The organism is Agromyces agglutinans, from assembly GCF_009647605.1.
Classification (GTDB): Bacteria; Actinomycetota; Actinomycetes; order Actinomycetales; family Microbacteriaceae; genus Agromyces; species Agromyces agglutinans.
On the sequence record NZ_WJIF01000006.1, the window covers coordinates 19,549 to 35,205 of the forward strand.

A 15,657-nucleotide genomic window follows, 5' to 3' on the forward strand; every position below is an offset into this window, starting at 1 on the left:
TCTCGCAACGGCCGAATGTCCTGCATTACGCTCGGCGATGTGCGGGCGTCAGGGGGAGATGCCGGCACTCGACGCCCCTCCACACCCGTGTCACGCCGACCCGGCCCCAATGGAGAATCAATGCTCGCGTTCATCACCTCGCTGCGTCACCCGCAGAATTCTTCGGACTATGGGCGGGTCGAGCTTCTCCTGCAGTGGACCTTGAGGTCGATCGCCAACCAGACTTCGGGGGAGTACCTCGTCTTCGTCGTCGCCAATCAAGTGCCGTCGTTCGAGCTCCCTGAACGCGTCCATTTCGTCGAGGTCGATTTCCCATCGCCTGCGCCGAATGGCGGACGGCACACCGCTCGCGAAGCGGTGCTCTGGGACAAGGGCACGAAGCTCGCGGTGGGACTGATCGCAGCGGCGGGGTACGACCCGGAGTACGTGATGATCTTCGACTCCGATGACTTTATCCACCGTGACGTCGTCAAGTTCGCGGACGCGAACCCTGGCCGGCCGGGTTGGTACATCAGCGATGGATGGCGATACTCCCGGGCGACGAATGCCTATCGGCCTCTTCGCGGATTCAATGATGAATGTGGGACGTCGTACATACTGCCGTTCGCCGTATACGCCGTGCCCGCACATGCGAGTGTGAATGACACTCAGGAACAGCTTGCGGATGCATTCGGAGATCGCCTCCTCGAAATCATCGGTTCCCATCTGCACCTCGTCGAGTGGCTGGCAGCGCGAGGTCACGTCATTGAAAAGCTCCCCATCCGCGGCGCGGTACACCACGTCGATACAGGCGAGAATCACTCCCGTATCACGATCCGAGGGCTGGCTCGACCGTACTCGCGACGATTGCTCCGCGAATACGCGATTGCACCGTCGAGATCGCGCGCGCAAACCTGGTGGTCGGCGATCGGTCCCAGGGCGCTGATCAATCTGCCGCGCGATCTGGGCTTCCGGGCATACAAGTCGGCTGTCAAGACGAAGCGTGCGTTGCGGAGCCGCCGGGGCGCTCTCAGGCTGACCCTCGACCGGTTGACGATCCCGATCGAGGGTGTGTTGGAACGCCTGGCATTGCGGGGAAGGGCGTGGCGACGTCGCGTCGTCGATTCAGGTGACCGGGCGCTGCTGATTGTGGGCCCGGGGGCTGGGAGCATCGGCGACGAGGCTATGTATCAGTCGTTCCTCTTGAATTCACCGCTGCCCGTCAGCGTCATCGCCCGAAATGCCAATGATCTCGCGCGGCCGCCCGCGGAACTGCGGGCGCGTTTCTCGCCGTTGCCCAATTTGCTCTACGGGGGTGTTATCTCGCGCATGAGGGCGCTCGCGGACTTCCGGCGCATGCTCGAGTCGGCCTCATCGGTCTCGGTCGTCGGCGCTGATGTGGTCGATGGAAAGTACAATCCGAAGGCGTCGGTGCGGCGATTTCGGACCGCTGGAGTGGCGGCCCGCATGGGCATCCCCGCCCAGATTCTCGGATTCAGTTGGAACGAGGCCCCTGATCCGGCGGCGCTTCGGGCAGTTCGCAAGGTTCCTCCGGCGGTAAGGCTCCTCGCTAGGGACCCGATCTCAGCGGAGCGGCTGATTCGGTCTGGTGCGAGCAACGTGAGAGCGGCAGCCGATCTCGCGTTTCTCACCAAGCCTTCCGCCGACCTGCCAAGCACGATCGAGGCGTGGCTCCGAGGTCAGCGAGGGCGTCGCATTGTCATCGTCAATTCGAACCCGCGCTTGGCAGGAAGCTTCCCAGATCAGATGGCTGAATATTGCTATCTCGTCCGATGCCTGGTCGCGCGGGGCGAATCTTGCGTGCTGCTCCCGCATGACTCTCGAGATCTGGGCCGAGGCTCCGAGATCGCCCACCTGAGGCGTCTCGCGGATGAGATACGGCCCTCTCCGCACGTGTTGTCACTCCCGGAGACGCTCGAGCCGGGCGAGGTCGTGCGGCTGGCGCAGTACGCCAGCCTGACCATCAGCGGCAGAATGCACCTCGCGATCCTTTCGGCAGTTGCAGGCGTCCCGACGGTCGGCCTGGACTACCAAGGGAAATTCGAGGGACTCTACCGACTCCTCGACATCGCGGACCTCCGTGTGCCACAGGGCGAGCTGGATGGGCGCCTGGTGGAGTCAGTCGAGCGGGCGCTAGCGCAACTCGAGTCGTACTCCGGATCGCTGCGGCGCGCCTTGCCGGACGTGATCCGACTGGCAGAGCGCAACTTCGAGATGCTCAACGAGAACTGACACTCGGTCGTGCCCTGAATAGGCGCGGCGAGTGTGCTGCCGTGTCATGCCGATGTGTCGTCGTCACGGGTACGAGGAGGTGACCAGTGAGACCGGGCATGTCTCCGCAGTGCAGAGATAGTGCCTGAGATCGAGGAATCACGTGCCGTCGTATCGCCGAGGACTTCGGTAGGCGGGCGCTGACTCACTCGCGTGCCCAGGCTGCCCTCGCGTGGTGCTCGCGGAGCGATGGTGACCATCGCAGCACGGCTTGCACAGAGTGTCGATGAACCGGGGGACGGTCGCGGGCTACGCTACCCATCGTGACGCCGATTTCTGGGGGTTCGGAATCGTCGAGTCGGAACCATGGGGATGGGGCATCCGACCGGCACGGTGAATCGCGCACCCGCTCCCACCACCACCACCGCTCGAGCAAGACCCGCCGCCGCCAGCGCCGCAAACGCATCATCACCTGGACGATCGTCGGCGTCGCCGCCGCCCTCGTCCTCTCGGCCGCGTGGGTCGGCATCCGCGCGGTGCTCGCGACGAACGAACTCCAAGCAGCGGTGCCGCTCGCGAGCCGAGCGCAAGACACGATCCTCGCCGGCGACGCCGAGCAGGCGAAGGCCACCGCCGACGAGTTCGCGGGGCACGCGGCATCCGCTGTCTCGCTGACCGGTGACCCGATCTGGTGGCTGTACGAACGCCTTCCGCTGCTCGGACCGAACCTCGAGGTGCTGCGTTCGCTCGCGGCATCCGTCGATCGCGTCGCGCAAGGAGCGGTGCTGCCGCTCGCGGAAGCGGCCGGCGGCGTGGATGTCGCCGCGTTCGCGCCGGCCGGCGGGCGCATCGACCTGCAGCCCATGATCGACCTGCAGGAGCCGATGGGTCGCGCGGCCGGGGCTTTCGACGCGGCGACCGCGATGGTCGAGCGCCCGGGCGTGGCCGACGCCGAGGTCATCGCGCCCCTCGCAGACGCCCGCGACGAATACCTCGCGCTCGTCACCGAGGCACGCGACACCGTCGACGCGGCCGACCGGGCCGTCACGCTCCTGCCGTCGATGCTGGGCGCAGAGGGGCCGCGCGACATCCTGCTGCTCTTCCAGAACAACGCCGAGCTGCGCTCGCTCGGCGGCGTCTCGAGCGCACTCGCGCTCGTGCACGCCGAGGGCGGAGCGCTCAGCATGACGCAGCAGGCCGATTCGGGCGACATCGGCAGGTTCCGCGACCCGGTCGTCGCGCTGCCGATCGAGACGCGAGCGCTCTGGGGCGACAACACGGCGCGGTACATCCAGGACGTGAACTTCACCCCGCAGTTCCCGCTCGCCGCGACCATCGCGCGCGAGATGTGGAAGCAGCGGTTCGGCACCGAGGTGCAGTCGGTCGTCGCGGTCGACCCGGTGATGCTGAGTTACCTGCTCGCCGCGACCGGGCCGGTGACGCTCGACACGGACGATGTGATCTCCGCCGACAACGCCGTGCAGTTCCTGCTCGTCGACGTGTACGCCAGGTACCCGGTCGCCCAGCAGGACGCCATCTTCGCGGATGCCGCGGCCAAGGCCTTCGGTGCCCTCACGGCAGGCGGCGCCGACCCGCGCGCCCTCGTCGAGGCGCTCGCGAAGGCGGGCTCCGAGCGGCGCATCCTCGTCTGGAACGCCGACGTCGAGGAACAGGCCGTGCTCAGCGGCACGACGCTCGCCGGCGAACTGCCCGCAGGCAGCGAGACCGAACAGGCCTTCGGTCTCTACTTCAACGACATGACCGGCTCCAAGATGGACCCGTACCTCGACGTGCAGTTCGGAGCCGACGCCGTCACCTGCCGCAACGACCGTCTGCCGCTCTACGAGGTGCACGTCACGCTCACGAACACCGCGCCGGCGGATGCCGCGACCAGCCTCTCGTCGTACGTCACGGGCGGCGGCGACTACGGCACGCCGCCCGGCAGCATCACCACCTCGGTGCACGTCTACGGCGAACTCGGCAGCTACAACCTCGGCGTGCTGCTGAACGACCAACCCGTCGGCTATCACCCGACGTCCGACACCGGCTACACCCTCAGCAAGGTGGTCTCGCAGCTCGCGCCTGGCGAGAGCGCGACCTACCGATTCGGGTTCCTCGGCGGCGAGCCGGTCCAGAAGCAGCCCGTCATCGAATCGACGCCACTTGTTGATGCGCCGGAAATATTGGGGGTCGCGCTTTCCTGTGAATCTGCCGTATGGTAGGTCGCGTGTTGTCCTGGGGGTAGGGCGACGCCGAAAGTTCCTTCGGGAACCATGACGCACTTACGAGGGGTATAGGCACTCATGATTCGGAAAATCCTTGCGACTGCGGCCATCGCGGCTGCGGCGCTGTTGACCGTTCCGGCTGCGGCGAATGCCGCCGAACCGGCCGGGTACACCGGTCAGGGCACGAACTTGACACTCACCGTCGGCGAGACCGGCACGATGACCTTCAGCGGGCTCGCGCCCAGCACGCCGTCGACGGCGACCGTCGACGACGCCGTCACCATCGCGGTGATCAAGGCGGCCACCGCTTCCAAGCCCACGGATGCCACGGGCACCGTGTCGTACCAGGTGTCGTCGAACACGCCCGGCACGTACACCGTCACCGCGACCGCCGGGCAGTACGTGGCGACGGGTACGCTCACCGTCGTCCCGGCCGATAAGGCCGCCGCTGCCGGCAGTGGGCTCTCTGCGACCGGGTACGACGTGCCCGTGCTCTGGCTCTGGATCGGCGGTGGTGCGCTCATCCTCGGCGCCGCACTCGTGGTCGTGCTGACCACCGTGCGTCGCTCCCGCGCCGAATCCTGAACCCGACTCCCAGGCGATCACTGACGCCCCGGGCCTCGCGGCCCGGGGCGTCAGCGCGCTCGGGGCGCTCCACGCCGCGGCATCCGTATCGCCGAGCCGCCGGCGTCGGCGCGCCGACGAACGCTGGAAACCGCCGCCGATTCGCGTGATGATGGGCGTACCACCGCGGGGAGGGGCGTCATGTCGGAAATCGTCGTCGGAGTGAGCACCGGGGGAGACGCCTGCGAACGCACCGTGCGCTGGGCGGCCGAGCGGGCCGCGGCGCGGTCGCTTCCATTGCGGCTCGTCCACGTCGTCGACAGCGCGATCGAGGCGACCGGCGACGCCGAACTGCTGCTCGCCGCGCACACCGCCGCGGGCGACAGCCTCGCGACCGCGCGCGAGACCGCCGAGCGGGCGGCACCTGCCATCTCGATCACCGCCGACCTCGAGCAGGGGCAGGCCGTCGAGGTGTTCGAACGGCTCTCGCGGCAGGCCGACCTGCTCGTCGTCGGCAGCGACTGGCACGGCGGCAAGCGCCCCAGCCGGCGGGGCGTGCACAGCCTGCGCATCGCGGCCGCGAGCCACGCGCCCGTCGCCGTGATCCCCGACATCGACACCAGCGCGCGTCGCGGCGTCGTCGTCGGCGTCGACGGCTCCGAGCAGGGTCGCCGCGCCCTCGACTTCGCCGTCGTCGAGGCCCGGAGCCTCGGCGAGCCGCTCATCGCGGTGCACGCCTGGGACATCGCCGTGATGGTCGGCGGCGAGTACGGCTACGGCGTCGCGATGGTCGGCACCGACGAACTCAGCAGTGCCGCGGCCGAGGTGCTCGACGACGCGCTCGCGCCGATCGTGGCCGAGCAACCCGACCTCGAGATCGACCGCCGAGTCGTTGCCGGCGACCCCGTCACCGCACTCGTCGACGAGTCCGCCGCCGCGTCGCTGCTCGTCGTCGGCAGCCACGGGCGCGGCGCGCTCGCGAGGTTCCTCCTCGGCTCGGTCAGTCACGGGGTGCTCGCGCACCTCGAGGGCCCGACGGTCGTGGTGCGCTGACCGGGCGGGCCGACGGGACCGGCGCCGAGGCATCCGACTCGATGGCGGATGCCTCGCGCCGCGGTCGCGCGCGCTCCGACGGCGTCGCCCTCGCTGACGCCGCCGGCCGCATCGACGGCGTCGACATCGCCCGCGGGCTCGCGCTCATCGGGATGTTCATCGCCCACGTCGCACCTGCCGCGGCACCCGGCACCGCCGCCGACCTGCTCGCCATCGCCGACGAGCGACCGCGCCTGCTGTTCGCCCTCACCGCGGGCATCGCCCTCGGGCTCATCAGCGGAGGCATCCGGCCCGTTCCCGCCGCACCCGGCTTCGCCGGCGGACGCGACCGCGCCCGCCTGCGCCTGCAGGTCGCGATCCGCGCCGTCATCCTGATCGCCCTCGGGCTGCTCATCATCGCGACGCTGAAACCGCTCGTGTTCGTCATCCTCGACGTCTACGGTGTCGCGTTCCTGGTGCTGATCCCGCTGCTGTTCCTGCCGCGGTGGATCGCCCTCGTGGTCGGCATCGCCGGTGTCGCCGTGGCGCCCGGCGTCGCGCTGGCGCTCAGCCGCATGCCCTGGGTCGCGGAGGCCCGGGTCGCCGGCTGGGGGCTGCCCGTCGACTGGTTCATCGCCGGCGCCTACCCCGTGATCGAATGGGTGCCCGTCATGCTCATCGGCATCGCGCTCGCCCGATTCGGCATCACGCGTCGCCGGGTACTCGCGTGGATGGCCGCCGGGGGCGCCGTGGCGACCGTCGCGTGCCTGCCAGCCGGAGTGGCGCTGCTGCGGGTGGGGTCGTCGCTCGTGGCCGAGGGTGCGGCGGCCGGCGACTCGGTTCGCGCCTTCGCCGTCGGGGAGTCGCTGCAGGTCGTCGGCAACGTGGGCGTCGGGGTGCTCGTGGTGGTGGCCGCCGTGGTGCTGACGGCACGCGGGGTGATGGGCGTCGAGCCGGTCCGGCGGGTGGCATCCGCCGTGCTGTCGCCGATCGCGGCGATGGGAGCGATGCCGCTCACGATCTACACGGTGCACCTGGTCGTGCTGGCCGCGTCCATCCGCGTCGAGAACGGATTCCGCACCGACGACTCGTGGCCGCTGGCCATCGCGCTCGTCGTCGGGTCGATGGTCTTCGCGTGGTGCTGGCGCCGATGGGTCGGCCGCGGGCCCCTCGAGGAGTTCATGCGGTTCGCGAGCGGTCGGGCCGGATGGCCCCGGCGCGGCTCCGCCGCCTGAGCGCCGCCCACGCGATCGCCGCGCCGAGCACAGTGCCGAGCGTGTTGGCGATCACGTCGGAGAGCGTCGAGAACCGGCCGGGGATCGCGAGCTGCACGACCTCGATCACGCACGTCGTCAGTGCGCCGATCAGCGCCGCACCCCACACCGGCATGCCGCGCACCGCGAGGACGAGCAGGAGGCCGAGCGGCACGAACAGCGCGATGTTCGCGCCGAACTCGATGACCGTGTACGCCGCGTCGAACGGCACGCCGAGCGCGGCGACGAGTTCGGCGGCGATGACCAGGGCGCTGCCCACCGGCTGCGCGTCGTCGCCCGGGGTGAACACGAAGAGGCCGAGCACGACGAGGTAGGGAACGAGGAGCAACCGGGCGGCGGTCATCCGAACAGGTTAGCCGTGCGCTCGGCCGGCGCGTGCACCCTCGCTGGCGCTTCCGTCGAGCGCGCAGGTGTACCCCGAAGCGGGGGGTGAAGCGCGCGCGGCGTGCTCGTAGACTCCAGCCAACCCATTACCCGAGAACCCGAAACATCGGAGGCCATCGTGCTCCGGACTCTCTGCACCGCGCTCGCCGTCGCGGCCATCGTGCTGGCGCCGACCGCGGCCTCGGCCGTCGAGGAATACGACTACCCGCCCCCTTCGCCGCCCGCGGACCCGACGCTCGCCGGTTCGCTGGTCACGCCCGAGTGCGACGGCGACGTGCCGTACATCAACTACTCGATCCGCCTTACCGACCCCGACGCGCAGTCGACGGGCGACACGGCGACCCTGATCTTGTCGAGCGGATCCAACAGCACGACCCTCGTGCTCGGAACCCTGGTCGGGGGCCAGCTGACCGGCCGGGTGCTCTGGCCGGGGGCCTCGGTCGACGGCTCCGGTGCCCCGAGCGGTTGGCCCGGTTGGGCGTTCGTGAACGGCTCCTGGGTCGAGACCGACGGCAACTTCGCCTGGACCCGGAACGTCACGAGCGCCGTCATCTCGGTGAACCCCACGCTGCCGGTCGCGCTGTCGTACCCGCCGTCGAGCCCCGACTGCGCCACCTCGCCCCCCGGTGAGGAGCCGCCTGCCCCTGGCGGCTCCGAGCCGGCCGGCTCGTCGGCGGCGGCGCTCAGCGCGACCGGTGTGTCGGAACTGACCATCGCGTTCGGGTGGGGTGCGCTGTTCCTCGCCATCGCGGGCGGCGCGCTCCTCGCGGTCCGGCACGCCGTCCGGAGATAGCCGGTGCCGCCCCGCGATGGGGACGCGAGACCGCCCCATGACGGAGCAGCGAGGCCGCTCCGCCGAAGGTGGCGTCGCGGGGTCGGATGGTCGATCGGAATCGCGCTCGGTGCGATGCTCGCCGCGGGCGCCTGGGTCGGGGTTCACGGGTCTCTCGCGGTGAACGAGTTGCAGGACGCCAAGTCGGCGGCCGCGGATCTCGCCTCGGCGATCTCCTCACGCGACCTGCCGGCCGCTTCCGCGGCCGCCGGCGCGCTGGCCGAGTCGGCCCGCGAAGCCGAGCGGCTGACCGGCGACCCGGTCTGGGGCGGCGTGTCCGCGCTCCCGTGGCTCGGGGACGACCTCGCGGCCGCGCACACGCTGGCCGAGGCGGTCGCCGAGGTCGCCTCCGAAGCGGTCGTGCCGCTCAGCGCGGCCGGTGACCGCCTGCTCGAGTTCGGCGTCCGCGACGGCGCCGTCGACCTGTCGTCCCTCAGCGAACTGGAGGGCGTCGCGACGCACGCCGCGGCTGCGGTGCGCGATGCGAGGAGAAGCGTCGACTCGATCGACGACGAGGGGCTCGTCGGGCCGCTCGCCGAAGCGACCGGCGAACTGCGTTCGGTCCTCCACGAGGCATCCCCGATGCTCGACACGCTCGAACAAGCGAGTCGCCTGCTGCCGCCGATGCTCGGTGCCGATGGCCCTCGCACGATCCTGGCGCTCTTCCAGAACAACGCGGAATTGCGTACCGGGGGCGGCATCGTGGGAGCGGCGGGAGTGCTGCACGTCGACGATGGACGCCTGACCTTCGAGCCGGTGACGGCCACGGACGTGCGACCGGCGGCGGAACCCGTCCTCCCACTTCCCGCGGCCGACACGACGCTGTACGGGCCGCAGCTCGGACGATTCATCCAGAACGCCACCGCGACACCCGATTTCGAATTGAGCGGGCGGCTCGCTGCAGAGATGTGGCGGCAGCACCGGGGTGAGCGGATCGACGCCGTCGTCGCCATCGATCCCATGGTCCTCGCCGCCGTGCTGCGTGCCACAGGCCCGATAGCGCACGCCGACGGCGAAGAGCTGAGCGCGAGCACGGTCGCCGAGCGACTGATGGTCGACGCATACCGGCGATTCTCGACGGATGACGAGCAGAACGCCTACTTCCAGAGCGTCGCGTCGACGATGTTCGATGCGCTCACCGGAGACGATGTGTCGGTGCCCGACCTGTTGACCGCGCTCACGGACGCCGCCGAAGAAGGCCGGATCTCGGTGTGGAGCAGGCACGCCGACGAGCAGGCGATCTTCGCCGACACGACACTGGGCGGCCCGGACGCCCGCCAGCGCGCGCTCGGCGACGCCGGATACGCGGTCTACCTCAACGATCGATCCGGCGGAAAGCTCGGACCGTACCTGGACGTTTCCGTCGAGGCCGTGAGCATTGCCGACGATGGCTCGGCTCCCCGGGTCGAGGTGGTCGTCTCGCTGCAGAACCGGCTCACGGTGGGCGACGTCGACGCCCTGCCGTCGCGCGTGACGAACGAGGGACGGTTCGGCATCGCCCCGGGCGTGATCGCGGGGAACGTGTCGGTGTACTCGCCGCCGGGCACGCTCGATGGAGGCGTCGTGCGGGATGACCGGCCGACCGGGCACCAAGCGGTCGCGCTCGACGACGGCCGACTCGTGCAGAACGTCGGGATCGACCTGGCCCCCGGTGAGCGTGCGACCCTCCGATTCCGGTTCATTCCGACGGACGGTGCGGCAGCGCCGTCGGTGCAGGTCACGCCGGGACTCGTCCTCGGCGATCGCTGAGGGGCGGGAGCGCGCCGGCGAGGGCGACTCCATCGACGAAGCGCCGGCTGACAGAATGGAGGCCCGCATCGCAAACGACCCCTGAAGGGATCCCACATGCGCATCTCCGTCATCGGGTGCGGTTACCTCGGCGCCGTCCACGCCTCGGCGATGGCCGAGCTCGGCCACGAGGTCGTCGGCATCGACGTCGACGAACGCAAGATCGCGCAGCTCGGCCAGGCGCAGCCGCCGTTCTTCGAGCCCGGCCTGCCCGAGATCCTCGCGAGCGGCGTCGCGAGCGGCCGCCTGCGCTTCAGCACCGACATCGCAGATGCCGCGGACGCCGAGGTGCACTTCCTCGCCGTTGGCACGCCCCAGCAGGCTGGCCGCCCGACCGCCGACCTCAGGTTCGTCGATGCCGCGTTCGAAGCCCTGTTGCCGCACCTCGCCGACGACGCGCTCATCGTCGGCAAGAGCACGGTGCCCGTCGGCACCGCAGCGCGCCTCGCCGGGCGTCTGGCCGAGGCCGCAGCGCATGCGCGCCTCGCGTGGAACCCCGAGTTCCTCCGTGAGGGCTACGCCGTCAAGGACACGCTCGAACCCGACCGGTTCGTCTACGGCGTCGAGAGCGCCGACGCGGCATCCACGCTCGACGACGTCTACCGGCGCGCCATCGACGCCGGCACGCCGCGCATCGTCACCGACTTCGCGACCGCCGAGCTCGTCAAGGTCGCGGCGAACGCGTTCCTCGCGACCAAGATCAGCTTCATCAATGCGATGAGCGAGATCGCGGATGCCACGGGCGCCGACGTCACCGCGCTCGCCGACGCGCTCGGCCACGACGCCCGCATCGGGCGCCGGTTCCTCAACGCCGGCGTCGGCTTCGGCGGCGGATGCCTTCCGAAGGACATCCGAGCGTTCGCCGCACGTGCCGACGAACTCGGCGTCGGCGCCTCGGTCGCATTCCTCAAGGAGGTCGACGAGATCAACCTCAGGCAGCGGCAGCGGGTCGTCGACCTCGCGGTCGCGACGCTCGGCGGGTCGGTGTTCCGCAAGCGCATCGCGGTGCTCGGGGTCACGTTCAAGCCCGAGTCCGACGACGTGCGCGATTCACCGGCGCTCGACGTCGCGGTGCACCTCAAGGGGCTCGGCGCCGACGTGATCGCCACCGACCCTGCGGGCGTCGAGAACGCCCGGGGAAGGCATCCGCAACTGACGTACACGACCTCGCTCGACGAGGCCCTCGCCGGTGCCGACCTTGTCGTGCTCGTCACCGAATGGAGGCAGTACCGCGCGCTGGATCCGGCGGCCGTCGCCGTACAGGTCGCCGCGCCGCGGATCATCGACGGACGCAACGTGCTCGATCCCGTCGCCTGGCGCGCGGCCGGCTGGGAGTACCACGGGCTCGGGCGGCCCTGACCCCGCGAGCGCGCCGACAGCGGCGCCTCCGCCCTGAACGACGAACGGCCCCTCCCGAAGGAGGGGCCGTTCACGTGGTCGGGGTGACAGGATTTGAACCTGCGACCTCTTCGTCCCGAACGAAGCGCGCTACCAAGCTGCGCCACACCCCGGTGGCCCGAGGGCCTCCACAAGGATAGCCCATATTCGGGCCGGGCCAGACCACGCGACGAGTCCTCCGGAGGTCGCGAGGCAGGGGTGCGAGTGTCGGTGGGGACCTGGCATCGCGGCACGCTCGGCAGGTTCGCCGGCCGAGCGTCGTCAGTCGGCCGGCGTGAGCGTGATGAGCGTCGCCTCGGGCGGGCAGGCGAAGCGAACCGGCGCGAAGATCGACGTGCCGAGCCCCGCCGAGACGTTCAGGAACGCGCTGCGCAGTCCGTGCCGCCAGATGCTCAGGCCCTTGGCCTGCTTGCGCGGGATGTCGCAGTTGGTGACGAGCGCGCCGTAGCCCGGCACGCAGACCTGGCCGCCGTGCGTGTGCCCGGCGAGCATCACCTGCGCGCCGTGGTTCACGAACGAGTCGAGCACGCGCCGGTACGGCGCGTGCGTCACGCCGATGGTCACGGTGGGTCGTTTCTCGGCGACGGATGCCTCGTCGGGCCACGTCTCGTCGGCGAGCGGGTCGTCGGCCCGCAGGTCGTCGATCGCGCCGGTGATCAGGTCGAGCCGGTCGTAGCCCTTGTGCGGGTCGTCGACGCCGAAGAACTCGAGCCGGGTTCCGTTGATCTCGAGCGCCGCGGCGGCGTTGTCGAGGTCGGTCCAGCCGAGCTCGCCGAAGTAGGCGTGCAGCGCGTCGATGTCGAGCACCTTCGAGCGGGGGACGTTGCCCGAGGGGCCGCCGAAGTACAGGAACGGGTTCTTCAGCACCGGGCCGAAGTAGTCGTTCGACCCGTTGACGAAGACGCCCGGGATGCCCGAGAACCGCTCGAAGGCGCGACGGATGCCCTCGAGTCCGCGCTCGTGGCCGAGGTTGTCACCCGTGTCGACGATGAGGTCGGGCTGCAGGTCGGCCAGCGAGCGCACCCACTCCTGCTTGCCGGTCTGCCACGGCGCCATGTGCAGGTCGGAGAGGTGCAGCACCCGGATCGGCTCAGCGCCGGCCGGGAGAGCTGGAATCTCGACACGTCGGAGCGTCCAGCGCGTGCGTTCGACGAGCGAGCCCCACGCGAACGCGGCGACTCCCGCCGCGCCGATCGCGAGCGCGATCTGCGCGACGGGAGAGCGGCGCCGGCTCAATCGTCGCCGCCGCCGGGCAGCGTCGGCCCGCCGGTGCTCGGGACGCCGAACTGCACGGTCACCGTCTCGCCGCGCTTGATGGCGGTGTTCGGTGCGGGGTTCTGGCTCGTGACGGTCGCGTTCTGGCCGCCGCCACCACCGCCGCCCTGCATGCGCAGGCCCGCTTGGTCGAGCGCGGCCTTCGCCTGCTGCTGCGTCATGCCCGTGAGGTCGGGAACCGTGGTGCCCTGGCCGTTGCTCGTGAACACGCGGATGGTCGTGCCGCGCCCGGCCTGGCCCGACGGGTCGGTCCCGGAGACCTGCCCAGCCGGCAGGTTCGAGTCCTGCTGTCCGCCGTCTTCGACCACGAACCCGGCAGCCTCGAGGGCCTGCTTGGCGGCGTCGAATGCGAGCCCGGCGACCTGCGGGATGTCGACCAGCACCTGCTTGAACGCCGACTGGTCGGGCTCGGTGAAGTCGTCGCCGCCGTACTTGTTGTCGGCCAGCTCCATGATCGACGACCAGATTCGGTGTCGCGCGGTGGCGGCCGCGCCGCTGTCGAAGCTCACGTTGCGTAGGTTCTGGCGGTCGTCGCCGCCCGTGATGTTACCCACCCAGACCGCGGTCGCGGCCGTCTTGCTCGAACCGCTCATCCACGTGTCGAACGCATCGTCGGTGGTACCGGTCTTGCCGATGTGGGCGATGCCCGTGCCGGTGTTCGACGCTGAGGCCGTGCCGCTGAAGGTCTGCTGCATCGCGTACTGCATAGCCCTCGCGACTTCGGGGGTCACGGACTGCGTGCACGTCGACTTCGGCGGCTCGACCGGTGTGCCATCCTGCTTCGTGATCGACTCGATCGCGATCGGCGTGCACGTGAGCCCGTCGTTCGCGATGCCCGCGAACGCAGCCGCCATGGTCACCGGCGCGACCTCTTCGGTGCCGAGCACCGCACTCGGACCGAAGGCGATGCGGTCGCCCTCGGCGTTGACGCCCTCGCCGAGCGGCGCGCCATCGGCCCGGTGCACGCCGAACGCCGCGGCGGTGTTCTTGATCTTGCAGAGGTCGAGCTGCTGGGCCATCGCCATGAACGACGAGTTCACCGAGTACTTGGTCGCGTCCACGGCGTTGTTCGCGTTCGTGGAGTCATCGTTGCGCGGGTTGAAGTTGCCGCTCCAGTTGCCTTCGCAACTGTCGGTGAACGACGTGAACGCGCGACGAGCGCCGTTGAAGGTCTCGCGAAGCGAATGGCCCTGGTTCAACCATTCCGCGAGGGTGAACACCTTGAAGGTCGAGCCCGGCTGCAGGCCGCTCGATCCGCCGTACGCATAGTCGGTGCTGAGGTTGATCGCGGAGTACGACGGGTCGGCTGCGAGCACCGTCTCGTCTTGCGAGTAGTTCTTGTTCTGGGTCATCGCGAGGATCTTGCCAGTGTTCGGCTGAACCGTGACCGCGACCGAACCGACGTCGAAACGGGGGTCGGTGTACGGGACGTTCTCTCGCACGGCGGTCTCGGCCTTGTTCTGCAGCTCGAGGTCGAGCGTCGTGTGGACCTGCAGGCCGCCCTCCTCGAGCATCACCCGGCCCTCGTTGACATCGGTCGTCGCGGGGTCGTCGTAGTGGTTGAGGATCACGTTCTTGACGTAGTCGCAGAAGTAGGCGCTACCCGCGGCTGTCTGGCACCCGGTGCTCGGCTCCTGGATCATCGGTGTGACCGGAGTCGCGACCGCGGCATCGTGGTCGGGCTGGGTGATCTTGCCGTACTTCAGCATCTCGCCGAGGATGTAGTCGCGACGCTGCTTGTTCGCGGCGTAGGGAGTGGGCACACCCGCCTCGTCGACGGAGGCGACGCCGTTCTCGGGATCGTCGGGATAGTCGAGGCGGAACTTCTCGGGGTGGTTCACGATCGCCACGAGGCTCGCGGCCTCGGCGAGCGAGACATCCGCCGCCGACTTCGCGAAGTAGTACTGCGCCGCGGACTCGATGCCGTAGACGCGGCCGCCGAAGTGGGCGATGTTGAGGTAGCCCTTGAGGATCTCGTTCTTGTCGTACTTCTTCTCGAGGGCGATCGCGTACCGCATCTCCTGGAGCTTGCGGGTGATGCCGGCGTTGCCGTCGGAGGCGGTCGCGGCCTCGTAGGCGGCTTCCTTCTCCTCTTCGGTCTTCGCCTCGCGGACGCCGTTGTTGATGATCACGTTCTTCACGTACTGCTGCGTGATCGACGAGCCGCCCTGCGTGTCGCCGCCGAGCACGAACTCGTTCAGCACCGCACGCGTCGTGCCCTGGACGTCGATGCCGCCGTGCTCGAAGAAGCGCGGGTCTTCGCCCGCCACCGCCGCGTCCTTCACGAACTGGCTGATGCGGTCGAGCGGCACCTCTTCACGGTTCTCGCTGAAGAACGACGCCAGGAGCGCCTGGGATCCGTCGGGCTGGGTGGCGTAGATGTCAGTCTTCTCGGAGAGCTCGTTGATGTCGAGGTAGTCCGGGATGTTCTCGAACATGTTGATGCCGCTGCTCGCGGCCATGCCGGTCACCGCGATCGCCGGGGTCACGGTCGCGGTGACGAGGACACCGGTCAGCGCGCTCAAGCCGAGGAAGGCGAGCAGGCCCGTGGCGGCGCCACTCATCGATCGATTTTGGGCAGACATATAGTGGAGCTTAACGGAGAAGGCTGGGGAAACCCGCTATGCGGGCTGTGTGCCGGAAACCGGCGCCGACACGCCGACTCCGCGGGGAT

Annotated in this window: 11 protein-coding genes and 1 tRNA gene; 8 read left to right on the forward strand and 4 right to left on the reverse strand. The window is 69.6% G+C overall.

All coding sequences use genetic code 11. The annotated features are described in order from the left end of the window. Nucleotides 1-120 precede the first annotated feature (120 nt). The 5 genes from GE115_RS11250 (at nucleotide 121) to GE115_RS11270 (ending at nucleotide 7,267) form a co-directional block, all read left to right on the forward strand. Nucleotides 121-2,232, forward strand: coding sequence for a polysaccharide pyruvyl transferase family protein (locus tag GE115_RS11250; protein ID WP_172979860.1), 2,112 nt, complete (start codon nucleotides 121-123; stop codon nucleotides 2,230-2,232). Nucleotides 2,233-2,534: 302 nt separating this feature from the next. After that, complete coding sequence (locus tag GE115_RS19245) at nucleotides 2,535-4,433, forward strand: DUF4012 domain-containing protein (RefSeq protein WP_153684901.1); 1,899 nt, start codon at nucleotides 2,535-2,537, stop codon at nucleotides 4,431-4,433. A gap of 81 nt (nucleotides 4,434-4,514) precedes the next feature. After that, nucleotides 4,515-5,021 (forward strand): hypothetical protein, encoded by a 507-nt coding sequence (locus GE115_RS11260; RefSeq protein WP_153684902.1) that lies wholly within the window; start codon nucleotides 4,515-4,517, stop codon nucleotides 5,019-5,021. A gap of 180 nt (nucleotides 5,022-5,201) precedes the next feature. Next, the gene (locus GE115_RS11265) at nucleotides 5,202-6,053 is read left to right on the forward strand and encodes a universal stress protein (protein ID WP_153684903.1); all 852 of its coding nucleotides are present in this window, start codon (nucleotides 5,202-5,204) and stop codon (nucleotides 6,051-6,053) included. 41 nt (nucleotides 6,054-6,094) lie between these two features. Further along, complete coding sequence (locus GE115_RS11270) at nucleotides 6,095-7,267, forward strand: heparan-alpha-glucosaminide N-acetyltransferase domain-containing protein (protein ID WP_153684904.1); 1,173 nt, start codon at nucleotides 6,095-6,097, stop codon at nucleotides 7,265-7,267. Here the strand turns inward: GE115_RS11270 and GE115_RS11275 are convergent. Then, entirely contained in the window at nucleotides 7,212-7,649 is a 438-nt protein-coding gene (locus tag GE115_RS11275) for a VanZ family protein (protein ID WP_153684905.1), read from the reverse strand. The genes GE115_RS11270 and GE115_RS11275 overlap by 56 nt on opposite strands. 159 nt (nucleotides 7,650-7,808) lie before the next feature. On the opposite strand from GE115_RS11275, the gene GE115_RS11280 reads away from it, so the two are divergent. The 3 genes from GE115_RS11280 to GE115_RS11290 all read left to right on the forward strand — a co-directional run bounded on the left by GE115_RS11280 (nucleotide 7,809) and on the right by GE115_RS11290 (nucleotide 11,669). Then, a complete protein-coding gene (locus tag GE115_RS11280) occupies nucleotides 7,809-8,483 on the forward strand; it encodes a cell wall protein (RefSeq protein WP_312855090.1) in 675 nt (224 codons plus the stop codon). Nucleotides 8,484-8,642: 159 nt separating this feature from the next. Then, complete coding sequence (locus GE115_RS11285; protein ID WP_153684906.1) at nucleotides 8,643-10,271, forward strand: DUF4012 domain-containing protein; 1,629 nt, start codon at nucleotides 8,643-8,645, stop codon at nucleotides 10,269-10,271. A gap of 96 nt (nucleotides 10,272-10,367) precedes the next feature. After that, nucleotides 10,368-11,669 carry a UDP-glucose dehydrogenase family protein gene (locus tag GE115_RS11290; RefSeq protein ID WP_153684907.1) on the forward strand — a complete coding sequence of 434 codons (1,302 nt, stop codon included), beginning with the start codon at nucleotides 10,368-10,370 and terminating at the stop codon, nucleotides 11,667-11,669. Nucleotides 11,670-11,744: 75 nt separating this feature from the next. On the opposite strand, the gene GE115_RS11295 is transcribed toward GE115_RS11290, so the two are convergent. The 3 genes from GE115_RS11295 to GE115_RS11305 form a co-directional block, all read right to left on the reverse strand. Further along, nucleotides 11,745-11,821: transfer RNA gene (locus GE115_RS11295), tRNA-Pro, on the reverse strand. Between the two features lie 148 nt (nucleotides 11,822-11,969). Continuing rightward, nucleotides 11,970-12,944, reverse strand: a complete 975-nt coding sequence (locus GE115_RS11300; protein ID WP_153684908.1) for a metallophosphoesterase — start codon at nucleotides 12,942-12,944, stop codon at nucleotides 11,970-11,972. After that, a complete protein-coding gene (locus tag GE115_RS11305; protein ID WP_172979862.1) occupies nucleotides 12,941-15,547 on the reverse strand; it encodes a transglycosylase domain-containing protein in 2,607 nt (868 codons plus the stop codon). The genes GE115_RS11300 and GE115_RS11305 overlap by 4 nt, the downstream gene beginning before the upstream one ends. Between the last annotated feature and the right edge of the window lie 110 nt (nucleotides 15,548-15,657).